At 67.7% G+C, this 18,379-nt stretch carries 15 protein-coding genes and 1 pseudogene; 7 read left to right on the plus strand and 9 right to left on the minus strand.

Going from position 1 to position 18,379, the window contains the following annotated elements; genetic code table 11:
• Window positions 1-51 precede the first annotated feature (51 nt).
• On the minus strand, window positions 52-1,383 hold the full coding sequence (locus ACX5I6_RS09120) for an MFS transporter (RefSeq protein WP_461840250.1): 1,332 nt from the start codon (window positions 1,381-1,383) through the stop codon (window positions 52-54).
• Between the two features lie 240 nt (window positions 1,384-1,623).
• Between ACX5I6_RS09120 and ACX5I6_RS09125 the strand changes: the two genes are divergently transcribed.
• The 4 genes from ACX5I6_RS09125 (at window position 1,624) to ACX5I6_RS09140 (ending at window position 6,593) form a co-directional block, all read left to right on the plus strand.
• Window positions 1,624-2,349 (plus strand): GntR family transcriptional regulator, encoded by a 726-nt coding sequence (locus tag ACX5I6_RS09125; RefSeq protein ID WP_461840251.1) that lies wholly within the window; start codon window positions 1,624-1,626, stop codon window positions 2,347-2,349.
• Between the two features lie 163 nt (window positions 2,350-2,512).
• Entirely contained in the window at window positions 2,513-3,859 is a 1,347-nt protein-coding gene (locus ACX5I6_RS09130) for an enolase C-terminal domain-like protein (RefSeq protein ID WP_461840252.1), read from the plus strand.
• The gene (locus ACX5I6_RS09135; RefSeq protein WP_461840253.1) at window positions 3,856-5,400 is read left to right on the plus strand and encodes an aldehyde dehydrogenase (NADP(+)); all 1,545 of its coding nucleotides are present in this window, start codon (window positions 3,856-3,858) and stop codon (window positions 5,398-5,400) included. Before ACX5I6_RS09130 ends, ACX5I6_RS09135 begins: the two co-directional genes overlap by 4 nt.
• A complete protein-coding gene (locus ACX5I6_RS09140) occupies window positions 5,397-6,593 on the plus strand; it encodes a fumarylacetoacetate hydrolase family protein (protein ID WP_461840254.1) in 1,197 nt (398 codons plus the stop codon). The genes ACX5I6_RS09135 and ACX5I6_RS09140 overlap by 4 nt, the downstream gene beginning before the upstream one ends.
• A gap of 69 nt (window positions 6,594-6,662) precedes the next feature.
• On the opposite strand, the gene ACX5I6_RS09145 is transcribed toward ACX5I6_RS09140, so the two are convergent.
• Window positions 6,663-6,950: a hypothetical protein gene (locus ACX5I6_RS09145; protein ID WP_018761722.1), complete on the minus strand. Its 288-nt coding sequence runs from the start codon at window positions 6,948-6,950 to the stop codon at window positions 6,663-6,665.
• Window positions 6,951-7,052: 102 nt separating this feature from the next.
• Between ACX5I6_RS09145 and ACX5I6_RS09150 the strand changes: the two genes are divergently transcribed.
• From ACX5I6_RS09150 to ACX5I6_RS09160, 3 genes are read left to right on the plus strand one after another with little or no spacing between them, the layout of a single operon-like run.
• Window positions 7,053-7,409, plus strand: a complete 357-nt coding sequence (locus ACX5I6_RS09150; protein WP_461840255.1) for a VOC family protein — start codon at window positions 7,053-7,055, stop codon at window positions 7,407-7,409.
• Between the two features lie 55 nt (window positions 7,410-7,464).
• Complete coding sequence (locus ACX5I6_RS09155; protein ID WP_461840256.1) at window positions 7,465-8,625, plus strand: acetate kinase; 1,161 nt, start codon at window positions 7,465-7,467, stop codon at window positions 8,623-8,625.
• A 5-nt stretch (window positions 8,626-8,630) separates the two neighbouring features.
• Window positions 8,631-9,203, plus strand: coding sequence for a GNAT family N-acetyltransferase (locus ACX5I6_RS09160; RefSeq protein ID WP_461840257.1), 573 nt, complete (start codon window positions 8,631-8,633; stop codon window positions 9,201-9,203).
• On the opposite strand, the gene ACX5I6_RS09165 is transcribed toward ACX5I6_RS09160, so the two are convergent.
• The 7 genes and pseudogenes from ACX5I6_RS09165 to ACX5I6_RS09195 all read right to left on the minus strand — a co-directional run bounded on the left by ACX5I6_RS09165 (window position 9,187) and on the right by ACX5I6_RS09195 (window position 18,302).
• On the minus strand, window positions 9,187-10,383 hold the full coding sequence (locus ACX5I6_RS09165; RefSeq protein WP_461840258.1) for an NAD(P)/FAD-dependent oxidoreductase: 1,197 nt from the start codon (window positions 10,381-10,383) through the stop codon (window positions 9,187-9,189). The genes ACX5I6_RS09160 and ACX5I6_RS09165 overlap by 17 nt on opposite strands.
• 4 nt (window positions 10,384-10,387) lie before the next feature.
• A complete protein-coding gene (locus tag ACX5I6_RS09170; RefSeq protein WP_026264575.1) occupies window positions 10,388-10,594 on the minus strand; it encodes a hypervirulence associated TUDOR domain-containing protein in 207 nt (68 codons plus the stop codon).
• A 95-nt stretch (window positions 10,595-10,689) separates the two neighbouring features.
• Window positions 10,690-12,910: pseudogene (locus ACX5I6_RS09175) on the minus strand (S9 family peptidase).
• A 608-nt stretch (window positions 12,911-13,518) separates the two neighbouring features.
• The gene (locus tag ACX5I6_RS09180; protein ID WP_461840259.1) at window positions 13,519-14,433 is read right to left on the minus strand and encodes an NAD(P)H-hydrate dehydratase; all 915 of its coding nucleotides are present in this window, start codon (window positions 14,431-14,433) and stop codon (window positions 13,519-13,521) included.
• On the minus strand, window positions 14,402-15,223 hold the full coding sequence (locus ACX5I6_RS09185; protein WP_461840260.1) for a histidine phosphatase family protein: 822 nt from the start codon (window positions 15,221-15,223) through the stop codon (window positions 14,402-14,404). The genes ACX5I6_RS09180 and ACX5I6_RS09185 overlap by 32 nt, the downstream gene beginning before the upstream one ends.
• A 149-nt stretch (window positions 15,224-15,372) precedes the next feature.
• Window positions 15,373-17,067, minus strand: coding sequence for an alkaline phosphatase D family protein (locus ACX5I6_RS09190; protein WP_461840261.1), 1,695 nt, complete (start codon window positions 17,065-17,067; stop codon window positions 15,373-15,375).
• A 113-nt stretch (window positions 17,068-17,180) separates the two neighbouring features.
• Window positions 17,181-18,302: an LCP family protein gene (locus ACX5I6_RS09195; protein ID WP_461840262.1), complete on the minus strand. Its 1,122-nt coding sequence runs from the start codon at window positions 18,300-18,302 to the stop codon at window positions 17,181-17,183.
• Window positions 18,303-18,379 lie beyond the last annotated feature (77 nt).

Below are 18,379 nucleotides of genomic sequence, written 5' to 3' on the forward strand. Positions count from 1 at the left end.
CGGCACATTCGCCAGTGCCGGCGTCGTCCTTTTGCTTGGGGCGGGGAAATCCTAGGCGGCTGCCTTGACCGGCAGCGGCTGGATCTTGCCGATGACGAACAGGTAGTTGGCGGCCCCGATGAGGGAAATTGCGCCGATCACGGCCAGCGGCGCCACGAAGGATCCGGTCTGGTCCACCAAGACGCCGATCAGGATGGGCGTGAAGATGCCGGCCAGGTTGGAAGCGAAGTTCTGCAGCCCGCCAATGGAACCGACGTGGCGTGAACTCGGTGCGACATCAGCCGGCAGCGACCAGATGCCGGTGGCGGCGACCGTGAGGCTGGAGTAGGCAATGGACAGCAGGGCCAGGGCCATCCAGGCCTCCGGAACCAATGCGGCAAACATGATGACGGAGCCGCCGGCCAGGCCGCCGGCGATTGCCGTCTTGCGGACCTTGCTGACGGGGGATCCTGCCCGCACGGCACGGTCCGCCAGGTAGCCGCCGAGCCAGCCGAACAGGACGGCGCAGATGCCGGGGATCGCGCCGAAGAAGCCGAGCTTGAGGAGGTCGAAGCCGCGTTCCTTGACCAGGTAGCTGGGGAAGAACGTGATGAAGAAATAGATGGCACTGTTCAGGCAGAAGAAGCCGAACATCATGCTGAGGATGGTCCGGTACTTGAAGAGCGAACGCCAGGGGAGCTTGGCCGCGTTTTCGTCGTCGCTTGCCGCCCCGCGGGCGCCGCCCTCCTGGATGTAGCTGACTTCGGCGGCATTGGCGCCGGTGTGCTCCTCCGGGTTGCGGTAGTACTTCCACCACACGGCTGCCCAGATGATTCCAAGGATGCCGATGATGATGAACACCGCGTGCCAGGACGTGAACGCGACAATCAGGGTGACGATCGGCAGCGCGATCACTGCTCCCACCCGCGAACCGGAGTCCCAGATGCTGGTGGCGAAGGCGCGTTCGCGGACCGGGAACCAGGTGGCCACCACCTTGGCCGCGGTGCTGGGGGCCGGGCTTTCGCCGACGCCCAGGAGGAAGCGGGCCGCAAAAAGCGACCAGAAGCTGGAAGCGGCTGCCGTGACCATGGTGAAGACGGACCACCAGAGGGCGGCCAGGAAAAATGAGCGGCGCGGTCCCACCTTGTCCACGTACCAGCCGGCGGCGAGCTGGAAGAAGTCGTAGGCCCAGAAGAACGCAGCAAAGATCAAGCCTTGTTGGGTGGCACTGAGTTCAAAATCCTTGCCCATGAAGGGCAGGGCGACGCTGAGGCTGGAGCGGTCAAGGTAGTTGATGCTCAGGCCAATGAAGGCAAGCCAGATGATCACCCAGCGTTTGCGGGTCATGAGGCGGGGTTGCCGGGATGAGGTGGTGATGGAGGTTTTACTTCCGAGCGTAGTCATGCGGTCTCCTTCGACATATACATGGCTTCGGGTGCGGTGCGCACGGCGGGAGGGGGAGACGCGGAAGATATCTGCGCCAAAATCATATAGGAATCGGGTTAATCATATAGAAAGTGTGACCCGGATCAAGTCTCCTGCCGAAAAATGCTTCGATGAAGACTGCGGTGCCCCGTGGCTTATGATTCCCCCAAGCGACTTCCCGCCATCCAGTACCAGCAACCCAGTGCAAGAGGTAACCGCGTGCCCCCACGTCAATCGTCCGAAACTTCCCGCGGCAAGGCGGCCGTGCCCGATGTCTATTCGGCGATGCGTGCCTCCATCCTGGAAGGGGAGATTGCGCCCGGCACCCGGATCAACATCGATGCCGTAGCCCGCGGCCTGGGTGTGTCCCAGACGCCCGTCCGTGAGGTGCTGCAGCGTCTTGAGGGCGACAACCTTGTGGTCTACAACCCCGGCCGCGGCTACAGCACCACCCCGTTGCTTGACCTGCCGGAGCTGCGCTCGCTCTTTGAATTCAGGCTCCTTGTGGAGCCGTGGGCAGCCCGGGCCGCGGCCGTGGACCGCCTTGCCAATCCGGCCGGCTCGCTGGAAAGGGAGTTGAGCGGATTCCGGGCCATCATGAAGCGGACCAGCGACCTGCGGCAGGACCTGGTGGCCCATGACACCCGCTTCCATGACACAATCCTTGCCGCCTCCGGCAACCCCGTGGTCCGGCATGCTTTTGCGCAGACCCACTGCCACCTGCACACCTTCCGGCTGTACCCGGCGGACGTGGACGGCGCCATCACCGTGGCTGAGCATACGGCTGTGCGGGAAGCCATTGAGGCCTGCGATCCGGAGCGGGCTGAGGCGGCCATGACCACCCACATCCGCAACTCTTTTGACCGCTTCGCCCAAGCATTCGAGGGTGAGCTGCCGCCGCTGGAGGACGGCGGCCCGCCGCGCAGGCGCATCATCACATCCTAGGAATTTGGCGAACAGCCCCGGTCCGCAAGGTCCGGGGTTTTTGCGTTTTCGGTCCGGCGCGCCACTGCAGGGGGTTGACCTGAATCACGCTTCCTATATGATTCTAGAAATTCGTATAGGAATCGAATCTTTCCCTTCTCCAGTTCTCCGAAAGTTGAGATCCATGCCTTCCATCACGTCCATCAACACCCAGGACGTCCGCTTCCCCACGTCCCTTGAGCTTGACGGTTCAGACGCGGTCAACGTAGACCCCGATTACTCCGCTGCCTACGTGGTCATCCGCACCGATGCGGGCGATGAGGGCCACGGCTTCGTCTTCAGCTGCGGCCGCGGCAATGACATCCTGACGTCCGCGATTGACGCCTACACCCGCCTGCTGGTGGGCCGCGACATCGATGAGCTCATCGGCGACCTCGGCTCGGCCTCCAGGCTCCTGGTCCATGACTCCCAGCTGCGCTGGCTCGGACCCGAGAAGGGCGTCACCCAGATGGCCTGCGGCGCCCTGGTCAGCGCTCTGTGGGACATCCGTGCCCGCCGGGAAAACAAGCCGCTCTGGCTCCTCCTCGCCGAAATGACACCCGAAGAACTGGTCAGCGTGGTGGACTTCACCCACATCCGCGACGCCCTCAGCCCCGAAGAAGCCCTCGAGATCCTCCGCGCCGGCCAGGAAGGCAGGGACCAGCGCATCGCCGAACTCAAGGCCGGCGGCTTCCCCGCCTACACCACCTCCCCGGGCTGGCTGGGATACAGCGACGAGAAGCTGGTCCGGCTGAGCAAGGAGGCCGCAGCCGACGGCTTCTCCATGATCAAGCTCAAAGTGGGCGGGGACATCGACGACGACCGCCGGCGGATGGCCCTGGCCCGCGACGCCGTGGGCGCGTTGCCCATCGCCATTGACGCCAACCAGCGGTGGGAGGTGTCCGAGGCGGTTGAATGGGTCAACCAGCTCGCGGAATTCAACCCGTACTGGATCGAGGAACCCACCAGCACGGACGACATCCTGGGCCACGCAGAAATCCGCAGGGGAGTGGCGCCGGTCCGGGTGGCCACCGGTGAAGCCGTGGCAAGCCGCATCGTGTTCAAGCAGCTGCTCCAGGCCGGTGCCATCGACGTGCTTCAGCTCGACTCCACCAGGGTGGCCGGCGTCAACGAGAACATCGCCATCCTGCTGCTGGCCGCCAAATTCGGGGTGCCCGTCTGCCCGCACGCCGGCGGCGTGGGCTTGTGCGAACTGGTCCAGCACTTCTCCTTCTTCGACTACGCAGTGGTGGGCCGGAGCCAGGAAAACCGCATGATCGAATTCGTGGACCACCTGCACGAGCACTTCGCCGAACCCGTCCGGATCATCAACGGCCGCTACGCCGCGCCCGAACTCCCGGGCACGGGCGCCGAGATGTTCAGCGCCTCCCGCGCCCGCTGGGAATTCCCCAACGGTGCCGGGTGGCAGGAAGTGGGCAACCGCGCCGCCGTGACCGGCGCAGCCCCGGCCCCTGCCGGAGCCGGCCGGTGACCGCCGGAGCAAGTGCCGCCGTCGGCCTCGCCGCGGACCATAGCGCCGGGCCCACCACGCCTGGTGCCCTGGCCGCGGCAGTGGAAGCCGCAGCAGCTGCCTTTGACCAGGGCCGCCGCGTGGATCCGGCTACCCGTGCCGGCTGGCTCGAAGCGATTGCCGCCGGCCTGGAGCAGGACGCCGGCGGACTGGTGGAAACGGCCGTCCGGGAAACCCACCTTGGTACCGCCCGGCTGGAGGGGGAACTGAAGCGGACCGTCTTCCAGCTGCGGCTTTTCGCGGCGGAAATCCGCCAGGGCGAGCACTTTGACGCCACCATCGACCACGAGGACCCGGCCTGGGGCATGGGTCCGCGGCCGGACCTCCGGCGGTACAACGTGCCCCTCGGCGTCGTGGGCGTCTTCGGCGCATCCAACTTCCCTTTCGCGTTCAGCGTGATGGGAGGGGACAGTGCCTCGGCCCTGGCCGCCGGTTGCTCCGTGGTGCACAAGGCACACGACGCACACCGCGAACTCGCCGCCCGCACCGCCCGCGTAGTGGCCGAAGCCCTGGATACCGCCGGGGCGCCGTCGGGCCTGTTCTCCCTGGTGACCGGCCGGCAGGCGGGCGAAGGGCTGGTGGACCACCCCCTGGTCAAGGCCATCGGCTTCACCGGCTCCACCGCGGGCGGCCGTGCCCTGCTCTACAGGATTGCCGCCCGTCCCGAGCCCATCCCGTTCTTCGGCGAACTGGGTGGCATCAACGCCGTCTTCGTGGCACCCAACGCATGGGCGGCCCGGCGCGCGGAGATCCTCACGGGGTACGCCGGTTCCTTCACCCTGGGCATGGGACAGTTCTGCACCAAGCCGGGGCTGCTGTTCGTCCCCGCGGGGGATGCAGCGGGGATCCGCGCCCAGCTGGGGGAGGCCCTGGCCGGTTTCGCTCCGTCCCGGCTCCTGAGCGACCGCCTGCACGCCGGTTACGCGGACGCCGTGGCCACCCTCCGGGACAGTGCCGGCGTGGATGTCCTGGTGCCAGGCGACTTTGCGGAGGAACCGGCCCCCACGGTCCTGCACACCACTGCGGAGGAAGTCCGGAAGGACCCGCACCTGCTCCGGCAGGAGATGTTCGGCCCCGCCAGCCTGGTGGTGGAGTACCGGGACCAGGCCGAACTGCCCGGGCTGGCGGACCTGCTGGAAGGGCAGCTGACCACCACCCTCCAGGCCCAGGAGGACGACGACGTGTCCGAACTCGCTGCCCGGCTTGCAGACATCAGCGGGCGCGTCCTGTGGAACGGGTGGCCCACGGGCGTCACGGTCAGCTACGCCCAGCACCACGGCGGCCCGTACCCGGCCACCACCTCAAACACCACGTCCGTGGGCACGGCCGCCATCCGCCGCTTCCTCCGCCCGGTGGCTTACCAGTCGTTCCCTGCGTCCCGGCTGCCCGAACCCCTGCAGGACAGCAACCCCTGGCGGGTCCCGCAAAGGGTCGACGGCGTATGGCAGCATCCGGCCGGACGCACCTGCGTCGGCGGAGCCGGGAAGGAGGAGCAGCAGTGAGCCCGCTGTCCGGGGCAGCACGTTCCGTCCTTCCCGAGGACGCCGACGCGGCGCTGCTCATAGGCCGGGTCTGGGATGGGGAAACGGCGGGTCCGCGCCCCGTGGCCGTCAGCGGGAACACCGTCTTCGACCTGAACCGCCTGGCCCCCACCGTTGCCGCGCTGATGGAACTGCCGGACCCCGCCGCTGCCGTCCGCGCTGCCCTGCTGGATCCCACCCTCGCCGAACCGCGGTGGGCGGTGCCCGACGTCGTCAACGCCTCCCTGCAGGGTGACCACACCCGCACCCGGCTGCTGGCGCCCATCGACCTCCAGGTCATCAAGGCCTGCGGCGTGACGTTCGTGGACAGCATGATCGAGCGCGTTATCGAGGAACGCTGCGCGGGCGACGCCGGGCGGGCTGCGGAGGTGCGGGAGTTGGTGGGCCGTGCGCTGGGCGGAAGCCTGGCAGACCTCCGGCCCGGCTCGGCGGAAGCCGCTGAAGCCAAGCGGGTCCTGGTCGCCGAAGGGCTGTGGTCGCAGTACCTGGAGGTGGGGATCGGTCCGGACCCCGAGGTCTTCACCAAGGCGCCCGTCCTGTCATCGGTCGGCCTCGGCGATGGAATCGGCATCCCGGCCTTCTCGTCCTGGAACAACCCGGAACCGGAGCTGGTGCTCATTGCCACCGCCGGCGGGCGGGTGGTGGGTGCCACGCTGGGCAACGACGTCAATCTGCGGGACGTGGAAGGCAGGAGCGCCCTGCTGCTGGGCAAGGCCAAGGACAACAACGCATCCAGCGCGCTGGGGCCGTTCATCAGGTTGTTCGACGGGACCTTCACGCTGGAGACGCTGCGCGATGAGGAGATCCTGCTGCGCGTGGACGGTCCGGACGGGTACCTGCTGGAGGGCCGGAACAGCGTTGCCCGCATCAGCAGGCCCTTCGAGGAACTCGTGGCCGCCACCCACGGCAAGCACCACCAGTATCCGGACGGCTTCGCGCTGTTCACGGGGACCCTTTTTGCGCCCACCCAGGACCGGGACGAGCCGGGACAGGGCTTCACCCACAAGCACGGCGATGTGGTCACCATCCGCAGCCGCCACCTGGGCGCCCTGGTCAACACAGTCGGTCCATGCGAGGAACTGCCGGAATGGACCTTCGGCCTCCGCCGGCTCTTCGAGTACCTGGCGGGGCAGGGACAGGGCGCCTGCGCCTAGTCTTTTACGGATAAAGGACGACGACGGCACTTTCGCAAGTGCCGTCGTCGTCCTTTGGAATGGGGGAGCCTAGCTGTTGTCCGGCTTGGCTATGCTCTCCGGATCTTCCTCCTTGGCAGGCTCGTCGGAGAGGCCCTGCGGGGTCAGGTCAAGGTCCTCCGGGTGCTCCGGTGCCTGCGGGGCCTCGCCGGTTTCGGCGGCCTTGAGGTTGCCCGTATCGTCCAGGGCGGGGTTGGCCCCCTCCACCACGGTGGGGTCTTTCTTCCCGGAGCCGGAGCCCGCATTGAGCGGGGCGGTGCTGCTGGATCCCGTGTTGGTGGGGTCGTTTTCGTCGATCGAAGTGGGCTCGCTCGTCATGGAAATGTCCTCTCGCCGTGGTCCAGCCTTGTCCGCCGACCATAGGCACACCCGGGGTGCATGCGCAAGGAAAGAGTGCACTCATCAGCTACCATCACTGGCATGCCCGGTACAGCCATTACCACCGCCTTCATCCCCGTCCGCGACCCTCAAGTGGCGGCCCACTGGTACAGCCGCATGCTGGGACTCACCGTCGCGGACGCGAACCGATTCTCGGCGCTCCTTGCCGGCAGCGGAACCGCATCCGTAACGCTGATGGGCCCGGAGAGCGGCATCCAGGTTTCCCCGGGGCTGTCCTGGGCGACGTGCAACTTCACAGTCGATGACCTGGACGCCAAGCGCGCAGAGCTGGCGGAGCAAGGCGTCCCGGTGGGGTCCATTACGGGCTCGCCGGACGTCTGCCTCTTCTTCACGGCCCAGGACCCGGACGGGAACACGCTGCTGCTGACCGACCGTTAGCGGCGCCACCTATAGTGGGGTTTGAACTGCTGACGCCAGGCTGAGGAGGCCCCGCATGCTCGTGCTCGTCATCAACTCCGGCTCGTCGTCGCTGAAGTACCAGGTCCGCGACGTCGCCGCCGGGACGGTCCTCACCGAGGGGCTGATCGAGAAGATCGGGATGGGCAACGGTGGCGGAGGGGACGGCGAGATCGAGGGCCCGCGGGACCACGCGGAGGCCCTGGAGCAGGTGGACGCCGCCATCCACCAGGAACTTGGCGGCCTGGAACTGGGCGCGGTGGGCCACCGGGTGGTGCACGGCGGCGAGCGGTTCGCCGAACCCGTGCTGATCGACAACGAGATCACCCGCGCCATCGAACGCCTCAACCCGCTGGCGCCGCTGCACAACCCCGCCAACGTCCTGGGCATCCGCGCCATCACCAGGAAATGGCCGGTCATGCCGCAGGTGGCCGTGTTCGACACCGCCTTCCACCGGACCCTGCCCGAGCACGCCTGGCGCTACGCCGTCCCCGATGAGCTCTACACCAACCACGGGATCCGCCGGTACGGCTTCCACGGCACCTCGCACGAGTACGTTGCGCGCCGGTCCGCTGCTCTGCTGGACCTCCCCACGGAGGAGTTCGACGGCGTCATAGCCCACCTGGGCAACGGCGCCTCGGTCACCGCCATCCGGGGCGGACACTCCGTGGACACCTCCATGGGCTTCACCCCGCTCGAAGGCCTGGTGATGGGCACCCGCTCGGGCGACCTTGACCCCTCCATCCTGGTGTTCCTGGGCCGCGCCGGGTGGACGCCGGAAGACATCGACTCCATGCTGAACCGGGAATCCGGGCTGAAGGGCCTGGCCGGCAACAATGACATGCGCACCGTGGTGGAGGCCGCCGAATCCGGGAACGCCAAAGCCGCGATGGCGCTGGCGGTGGCGTCCTACCGGCTGGCCAAGTACATCGGTGGGTACCACGTGGCCGTCGGCGGTGCCAAGGCGCTGGTATTCACTGCCGGGATTGGCGAGAATTCCTCCCAGTTCCGGGCGCTCGTCGCCGACCGGCTGGGTGCCCTGGGCATCGAGCTCGACGCCGGCCTGAACGCCAAACGGTCAAAGGAGCCGCGCCTGGTATCCGCCCCGTCCTCAGCCATCCCCGTCCTGGTGGTTCCCACGGATGAAGAACGTGCGATCGCCGAGGCGACGGCCGCCGTCGTCGGCTCAAACAGGTAACCGGAATGCCGGAGATCCTGCTGCCCATCCGCACCGACCGGCTGGTCCTGCGGCGCTTCGAAGGCCGCGACCTGGACGCCTTCCACGCCTACCATTCACTCGCGGAGACTGCCCGGTTCCTGCCGGGACCGGCCAAAAGCTACACCAAGTCCATGGAGTACGTGGGCAAGTACGCCAACTTCGTGTACGAAAAGGAGGGCGACTGGTTGTCGCTGGCCATCGAGGCCAAGTACGAGCCGGGACTTCTGGGCGAAGTGGTACTGAAGTGGCTCCCGGGCCGCGGGCAGGCGGAGATCGGCTGGTCCACGGCACCGCAGGCGCGCGGCAAAGGGTACGCCACCGAGGCGGCAGCGGCGGTCCTGGACCTCGGCTTCGGGGAGCTCGGCCTGCGCCGGATTGAGGCCCGGCTGGATGAGCTCAACACCGCCTCCGCCGCGCTCTGCCATCGGCTGGGGATGCGGCTGGAGGCACGGCATGTGGACAAGTGGTTCTACAAAGGCCAGTGGGCCACCGAACTGGTCTACGCCGTCCTGGCCGACGAATGGAGCGGGGAAAGGAACCCTACGCCCGGCCCTTGAGGATCAGGTTCCAGTAGATCTTTGGGAAGAGGTCCCGGTCCACCACCCAGGACAGCCTGCTTTCATTCCAGGTGGGAACGTGCGGGATGCTGGGCTTGACCCGGTACTGGTCGTCGAATTCGGCGAACACCACGGTGTCCCGCGATACCGTGAACGGGCACACCGAGTACCCGTCATACTGTGTGCGCAGGGGCTTTCCCTTGCGGGCGGCCACCAGGTTCTTCGCCAGGACCGTGGCCTGCTTTCGCAAGGCGCCGCCGGACTTTGAGTTGGTGGTCCCCGCAGCGTCGCCCAAGGACCACACATTTTCATACCGCAGGTGCCGCAGCGTCTGGCGGTCCACCTCCACAAAGCCGCCGGAGCCACCGGCGGCCGGCAGGTCCGTGGCCTTGAGCCAGTCCGGGGCGGACTGGGGCGGGACGGCATTGAGGACGTCGTAGGTAAGCTCTTCGGTGGTGTTGGCGGCGTGGTTGCGGATGGTTGCCCTGCGCTCGCCGGGGTTGACCGCGACCAGTTCGCTGTTGGTCCACAGCTCGATCCCGTACTCGGCGATCTTCCGGTCCAGCTCCCGGTCCACCTCAGGTACCCCGAAGACGGTGGGGTACGGCTGCACCATCACCACCCGGATCTTGTCCAGGACGCCCTGCTCCCGCCAATAGTCGCAGGCAAGGTACATGGGCTTCTGGCTGGCTCCGGCGCATTTGACGGGCCCGGCGGGCATGGTGAACACGGCGGTGCCGGAGGCCAGGCCGCTGAGCAGGGTCCAGGCCTTGGGGGCAAGGTCGAACTCGTAATGGGAGGCGCCGTGTGGCGAGTACACGGCGTCGGCAAGGCCTGGAACGGCGTCCCAGTCATACTGCAGCCCAGGGCACACCACCAGCTGCCCGTAGCCAACGGAGGCTCCGGACGCCAGGGTGACCGTGTTCGCGTTGGCGTCCACGTCCACCGCCGCATCCCGGATCCAGGTTACGCCCGCCGGGGTCACCGACTCCTGGGTCCGGACGGCTTCCCGGGCCTGCGCCCGGCCGCCTGCGATGTGCGAGAACAGCGGCTGGTAGAGGTGGTGGTCCTTGGGTTCGACCACCGCCACATCCTGGACGCCGTAGCGCTGCAACCTGGCCGCCAGCGAGATGCCGGCGTTGCCGCCACCGATAATGACAACCTCGTGGCGGGCAGCCACGGGCCTACTTCTTTTCGGTCAGGGCGGATGCCTTGTGCGCCGCGCGGGCGCCGGTCTTGGCCGATTCCACCACATACTGCGGCTCATCCTCGCTGGCGCGGTGCGTGTTGCCGTCGAGTTCGAAATCGCTGGTCTTCTTTTCCACGATCTTGCCGTGGGTCTTGCCTTGTGAGGTGTTCCACTCCACGTGCGTTCCCTTGCTTAATGACATGCCTGCCCCTTTTGGTAGCCCGGATCGGAAAACAAGTGCCCCACAATGGTAAGCATGATGAGCATTTCCGGGAACAGGGCGGTGCCGAGCAGCCGCTACCGCTTCAGCCCGGCGCCGGGCAGCAGCTCGGTGGCGCCCAGGGCGTCGGCGATGAAGGCGTAGTCCCACGCACGCTCACGCCACTGCACATAGCGCCCGGAGGCCCCGCCGTGGCCGCCGTCCATCTCGATCTTCATGACGATGGGCTCGGAACCGGTGGTCTTGTTCCGGCAGCCCTGCACCCATTTGGCGGGCTCGACGTACAGGACCCGGGTGTCGTTGAAGGACGTCACGGCCGCGATCTTGGGGTAAGCGACCGCCCGCACATTCTCGTACGGCGAGTAGGACTTCATGTACGCGTAGGCCGCAGGGTCGGTGATGGGGTTGCCCCATTCCTCCCACTCCAGGGCGGACAGTGGCAGGTCCGGATCCAGGATGCTGGTGAGCGGATCCACGAACGGCACCTGCGCCACGATCGCCGCATATTTCTCCGGTGCCATGTTGGCCACGGCACCCATCAGCAGGCCGCCCGCGGAACCGCCCAGGGCCGCGATCCGCGCCGGGTCCACCCAGCCCGAGCCCGCCAGCCAGTCCGTGGCGTCGATGAAATCGGTGAACGTGTTCTTCTTGGTGAGCTTCTTGCCGTCCTCGTACCAGTGCCGCCCCAGTTCGCCGCCGCCACGGATGTGGGCGATCACGAACACCACGCCGCGGTCCAGCAGGGACAGCCGGGCGATGCCGAATCCGGGGTCCATGCTCATCTCGTAGGAGCCGTACCCGTAGACCAGGCCCGCCGCCGTCGCATCCTGCTTGACGCCCTTGTGCCGCAGGACGGACAGCGGGATGCGCGTGCCGTCGCCGGCGGTGGCCCATTCGCGGGTGGCGATGTAGTCGCTTCCGTCGTAGCCGCCCAGGACCGGGCTTTCCTTGCGCAGCAGCAGGTCGCCGGACGGCAGTTCGGGGGTGGGGAGGACGAAGTCGTAGATCCGCGACGGCGTGAAGTAGGACGTATATCCAAGCCGGATCACCGGAGCGTCGTAGTCCGAGCCGCCCACCCCGGCGGTGTAAAGCTCCTCATCGAAGGCCGGCTCCACCGGGGCCTGCTGCGCGGGCGTGCCCAGCCCGGCCAGCCCCATCACCTGGACCCGCTCGATGGTGTCCTTGCGGACGGAGACGATGAGGTGCGTGGAGGTGACGCCCGCGCCGTTGACGCGGACGTCGTCGGAATGCTCGACGACGGTCTGCCAGGTCTGTTCGGCCAGCGGTTTGTGCAGCTCAGCCGGGTCCGTCAGGGAGACCATCGAGTTGATGGCGCCGCGGTTGTGGGTGAGCAGGATCTTGTCTTCGCCGTCCAGCATGAAGGGTTCTGCCTCGTAAAGGATGCGTTCGTCCCGCGAAATGACGGTGCTGACCGTTGCGGCGGGGTCGTCGAAACGGAGCAGCCGGGTTTCGCTGTACTCCGAGCAGCCAATGCCGAGCACCAGGTAGCGCCGGTCCGCGGAGAAGCTCGAAGCCCAGCCACATGGCGGGATCGTCCTCCTGGTAAACCACGGTGTCGTCGGCCACGGGCGTGCCCAGGACGTGGGACTTCACCTGGTAGGGGCGCCAGGTCTCATCCACCACCGTGTAGAAGAGGCGGGTGCCGTCGGGGGAGAACGAGATGCCGTAGAAGATGTTCTCGATGACATCCGGCAGCAGCGTGCCGGTGCGAAGGTCCTTGATCCGGAGGGTGAAGCGCTCATCGCCGGAGTTGTCCACCGCGTAGGCGTAGAGGTGGCCGTCAATGGTGACGGCGGTACCGCCCACCGAGAAGAACGGCTTGCCCTCGGCTTCGACGTTGCCGTCCAGCAGGACTTCTTCGCCCGGGATGCCCACGCCGGCCTCCACGGCCGGCGGAGTCCAGTCGGCCACCTTGTCCCCGGTGTCCTGCGCCTTCACCCGGCAGTGGATGCCGTATTCCTTGCCCTCTGCCGAGCGGCTGAAATACCACCAGCCGTCCTTCCGGTGCGGGACGGAAAGGTCGGTTTCCTGGGTGCGGCCCTTGATCTCCTGGAATATGGCCTCGCGGAGCGGCTCCTGGCCGGCGGTGACCGCTTCCTGGTACTCGTTTTCGGCCCGCAGGTGCGCCACCACCTCCGGGGATTCCTTGTCCCGGAGCCACTCGTAGTTGTCCACGAAGGTCTCCCCGTGGTGGGTGCGTTCGGTGGGAATCTTCTTGGCAACCGGGGGTGCCGGGACGGAGGTGCCGGTGGAATCCTGCAGCGGGGTGGAGGTCATGGATTCAATATATAGACCCGTCCCTGCAAGTCCGCAGGCCGTTCGCTGACGGGGGAGCCGGGGGGACCGGGACGGGTGGTTGCCGGGGCATGTCCGGCGTATCCTGATCAGTCCAAGGCACATCTGCCCAGCCTGAGAGGGGAAGTTCCATGACCATCCCGCCAGTGCACGAACCTGAGCCGTTTCCACCCGAACCCGGACCGGAGCCCAGTTCCCCGGATCCCACCCAGCCCCGCCCGCCCGGGCCGCCGTCGCCAAATCCGTTCCCCGCACCGCCGGCGCCGGGACCGTTGCCCGTTCCCGATCCCGGGCCGGCGCCGCTCCGGCCGGACCCCACCAGGGACTGACCCCACGGGCACTTGAAGGCCCGCGCCCGGAGTGCTACAAAATCAGTATCAGACAACAAAAGCTCGGGAGGCGGGCAAACCTGTTGACTGCCTTATGGGGCGGATCGCCAAACTGTGCACGCCACAGCGCCAGACAGCGCATCGGCAGCTGAGGCCTGTACTTCCCGACACGGTGGCCCCCGGCTTCGGCCGGGGGCCATCCGCGTGTCCGGCCTCCCTGTGTTCCGGTCACGTACCGGCCGGGTGGCCCGGCATCAGGAATCAGGTGCTGAGTTCCAGCATCAACGCAGGCATTTCCTCGGCTAGTTCGCGGGCCAGGAACCCCATGGGGCCTCGCCTGCTGGCCAGCCGGTCCGCGGCGGCCGCATGCAGGTGCGTCCCCCAGCATGCTGCCTGGGCGCCGGTGGTTCCCCTCGCCCGGAGGCCGGCGATGGTCCCCGCCAACACATCCCCGCTGCCGGAGGTGCCAAGGCCGCCGTATCCCGTGGTGATCTTCCAGGGGCCCGGGCCGTCGTCGAAGCCTGGAGGCTGCGTGATCAGGCCCTGGCAACTGACAACGGCGCCGAACCGGGCGGAGACCTCGGCCAGGTCTTTTTCAAGGTCCGCCACGTCGCGCCCCAGCAGGATTCCCGCTTCGGTGGGGTTCGGGGTCAGGACCAGCCGGCCGCGCCAGGGGTCCAGCCGGTCTTCCAGCGGCACCAGGGCGCCCAGGGCGTAGGCATCGAGGACGACGGCGGGCCGTTCCGTACCGGGCGACTCGCGGTCAAGCATCGCCACCAACAGTTCCGCCGCAAGGTCCGGGTCATCCAAGCCCGGTCCGACCAAGACCGCGTCCGCCCCGTCCAAATACGCGGCAACAGGGTCCAGTTCCGCCTTGAGGGAACCTTCCGCAGTTTCGGGCAGCCCGATGCAACCACACTCAGGCAACGCGACCCCCAGCTGCACCGCAACGGACCCGGCCACTGCCAGCGTGAGTTTACCTGCCCCGGCCCGCAGCGCGGCGGTGCCGGCCAGCAGCGCCGCGCCAGGGGTGGTCCGGGCCCCGCCGATCACCAGCACCGACCCACGGGAGTATTTGTCTGCGCCGGGTGCCGGCAGGGGCCACTCGCGCAGGAGCGACGGGGTGACCAGGGTGGCGCCGGCGTCACCGGGGCCGCACACTGGTGTCTCCCGCATGCTCGGTGACAGCGACGCCCTGCTCGGCCAGGTGGCTGGCCACGTTGAAGCTTTCCAGGGTCCACGGTCCCTCACCGGAGGGGCGCACAAACCTGGTTACCGAGGCATTAAGGATGGCTTCGGTGGCCGCGAGGTCCAGCAACTCCCTCTCCGTGAGTCCTTCCAGCACGTACCGGAACAGCATGATCACGGCGTCATGGCACACCAGCATGACCCGGTGGGCGGCACCCAGGCCATTCAGCTCTGCCAGGACGGACCGCAGCCGGAGCGCCACGTCCGCCCAGGATTCCCCGCCCGGCGGCCGGTAGTACAGTTTGCCCAGCCAGTCCCGCCGTTCGGCTTCCACCGGGTAGCGGTTCTCCACGCCCAGCCGGGTGAGCCGGTCCAGGATGCCCAGTTCGCGGTCCCGCAGCCGTTCATCAATCCGAACCTGCAGCGGCCAGCCTGCCGTTTCCACGGCGATCCGGGCTGTCTGACGAGCGCGCGCATAGGGGGAGGAGACCACGGCGTCGGGACGGAACCCTTCCGCGATCCGGGACAGGGCAACACCCAACGCCTTTGCCTGGTCCTTCCCGGTGCCGGAAAGGTCCACATCGGCATCGCGGGCCGGCACGTCGATGACCTCAACCCCCGCGTCCCGGGCCTCCGTGGCGGCCACGTTGCCTTCGCTTTCGCCGTGCCGGACCAGGAGCAGCTCCACCGCTCCGGCTGCCCTGACCGCTGCTGTCAAGCCGTCGTCGCCGGACGGGCCGCCGCCCGAAATGTCTTTCTTCGAAGAATCGCCGTTCAAGGAACCACCCCGTCCGTTTGCCGTGCCGAAGCCCCACTATGTGCGGCGTACCCAAGGAACGGCGGAAAATAACGGCCGACGGCGGTCCCGGCGCCAGGGGCGCGCGCAGCCGCCGTCGGCCCGGCACCAGGGTGATGGGGCCGGAACACCTACCTTTGGGGCGTGAGGGTCTTGGAGAACACGGTGGCGCCGTTGGCGTTCCGGAGGCTCACGGTGAAGCTGTTGTCCTCACCGAGCTGTACGTGCCCGAAGAACTGGTTTTCGCCGTCCCGCGGGGACTCACCGGCGAAGCGGCCGGACTTGGAAAAGACCACCTCCGGCCCGAACGTGCCGTCCATGGCGTTGGGACCGAACGAGCCTGCCGCGATGGGGCCGGCCACGAATTCCCAGAAGGGGTCGAAGTCGGTGAACGCGGCCCTTTCGGGGGAGTAGTGGTGGGCGGCGCAGTAGTGCACGTCGGCGGTCAGCCACACAGTGTTCTTCACGCCGTTGCGCTTGAATGCGCTGAGTACCCCGGCCAGTTCAAGCTCGCGGCCCAAAGGCGCGCCGGGATCGCGGTTGGAGACGCTTTCCTCATTCACGGGACCGTCCGGGACCACGACGCCCAGGGGCAGGTCGTTGGCGATCACCTTCCACGTTGCCTTGGATTTGGATACCTCGCTGATGAGCCAGTCCACCTGCTCCTGGCCCAGGATGGCGGTGGCGTAGGGCTCCTTGCCATCCGTGTTGGGGGACTTGTAGGTGCGCATGTCCAGGCAGAAGATGTCCAGCTGCGGCCCGCGGGAGATCTTCCGGTAGATGCGGGCCGGCTGGTACGTGCCGGCGTCGTCGAATGTGCCGGGCCGCCACAGGGCGGAGCTGTCCGCGATGGGCATGTTTTCCTGCCAGGCCTGGCGGCCGCGGGCGGCGAGGGTGTTGACGTCCCGCACCGTGTAGCGGGAGTCATCCAGGATCTGGCCCGGGTACCAGTTGTTGTGGGTCTCGTGGTCGTCCCACTGGGCGATGACCGGGACGTCAGCGAACAAGGCGCGCATGTTGGCGTCCATCGAGTTGTAACGGTGCCGGCCGCGGAACTCGGTCAGCGTCTCGGCCACCTTGGACACCTCCTCGGTCACCAGGTTCTTCCACACTTGGCCGTCCTTTTCGGTGACGGTTTCCGCAATGGGACCGTCGGCATAGATGGTGTCGCCGGAGTGGATGAAGAAGTCCGGCCGGGCCTGGTGCATGGCCCGGTAGCCGCGCATGCCGCCGATCTCCTCGTTGATGCCCCACCCCTGGCCGGCAGTGTCGCCGGTCCACACGAAGCTCTGCGCGGACGACGCCGGGACGTCGCCGCCGCTGCCCGTCCCACCGGTGCGGCCCTTGCCGTTGACCGTCCCGGCGTCGGGGGCCGTCCGGAAACTGCCGGTCACCGTCTCACTGGCCGCGCCGCCGTCGTCCTCGAAGCTGATTTCCAAGGCGAACCGGGTGTTTGATGGCAGGTTGCCGGCATGGATCTTGGCCGTGAAATCCGATGCCTGGGTGGCACGGGGGCCGCGAAGGACCCTTTCAAAGGCGCCGCGCCCGCGCAGGACCTGGCCGCCGTCGTCCACCGCCCGCAGGACCGCAGTCATCCGGCCGGCACCCGAGGCGCGGGACCACAGGACGGCAGAATCGGAGGTGACGTCCCCGGTGGCGATGCCGCTGGGGAGGGTGAGGCGGTTGCGGACCAACGCGACGCCGGCGGGAGACTGGCCGGTTTCGGCTGCCTGGGCGGCGGCGGGGACGGACGCGAGAGCGGCGGCCAGGACCGAGCCTTTGACGACGGTGCGGCGGGAAACGGTGGTGCGGAAGTTCTCAGTCATACCCTGAGGTTCCCGCGGGCGGACGCACGGACATGGTCCTGCGGGTAAACCCGGGGTGAGGCGGTCCTGAACAGGCGGTGGCCAGGGTGGGGCCCGACGCTTGGGCCGGCAGGCTACGGGACAGCGAAGTCGGCGATCCTGCCCTCCCGCAGCGCTGCGCCGACGGCGGCGATGCCGCCATAATCGGGGAATACCACCGACTGCCCGGCCGCCATGCCGGTCCCGGCCGTGGGCAGGGTCATGGTGCCGATGGCGTTCACGTCCAGGTTCCGCAGGCTGTAGGCGAGGATGGCGGCCTGGACGGGGTCGAAACCTTTGTCCACCGTGAGGCAGCAGCCCGCGAAGTCCACGAGCGACCGGACCGCGTTTACGTCGTTCAGGGCGCCGCCGCCGGTGAGCCGGGCCAGGATGGCACGCAGCATGGTCCGCTGGTTCTGTACGCGCTGGAAGTCTCCGTCGGTGAAGGCGTAGCGCTCGCGGCTGAACTCCAAGGCCGCCTGCCCGTCAAGATGGTTGATGCCCTGGCTGAACACATGTTGGGTTTCGATGGTGGACTGGAAGGCGAACGGGACGTTGACGTCAATGCCGCCCAGCCCGTCCGTGAGTGCCCGGAAGCCGTTGAAATCGAGCATTAGGGTGTGGTCGATGGTGACGCCCAGCAACTGCTGCACGGTCTGGGTGGTCAGGTCGATGCCGCCGTACTCCAGGGCCGCATTGATCTTGGAGCCGCCCACGCCCGGGACGTCCACCCACAGATCCCGCATGATCGAAATGACATAGAGCGTGTGGCGGTCCGCGGGCACATGGACCAGCATCAACGAGTCCGAGCGCTGGTCCGAGGGCTCGCCGGTCTCCGCGGTGTGGTTTGCCTCGTTCCGGGCGATCCCGCGGCTGTCGCTGCCGATGACCAGCACATTCATCTCGGCCGCCGGGAGGTCAGGAATCGGCTGCGGCGGAGGAGGCGGAGCGGGCGCGGGCGGCGGAGGAGTGTCAGATGGCGTGGGTGTGGGCGTGGGCGTTTCACTTGGCGACTGGGTTTGCGTGGCTGCGGGGGCGGCATCCCTGCCCGCGCGGTTGAGGCTGAACACCGCGATCCCCGCGGCCGCCACCAGCACCAGTGCCAGCAGGGCGGCGATCCAGCGGCGGCGGCCCAGGGCTGCAAGCCAGGCGGGCCGGTGGGGCGCGGACGGGCTGGTGGGGGGACCGGCTGGTCCGGTTGGATCAGGCGTGCTCATGCGGGGCCTCCACCTCATCGTGTTGCGGGTGGGATCAGTGTCCGCCAGTGATGCCCCTGTTGGCTACAGGCTTGTCC

It is taken from the genome of Arthrobacter sp. MMS24-T111 (assembly GCF_054888995.1).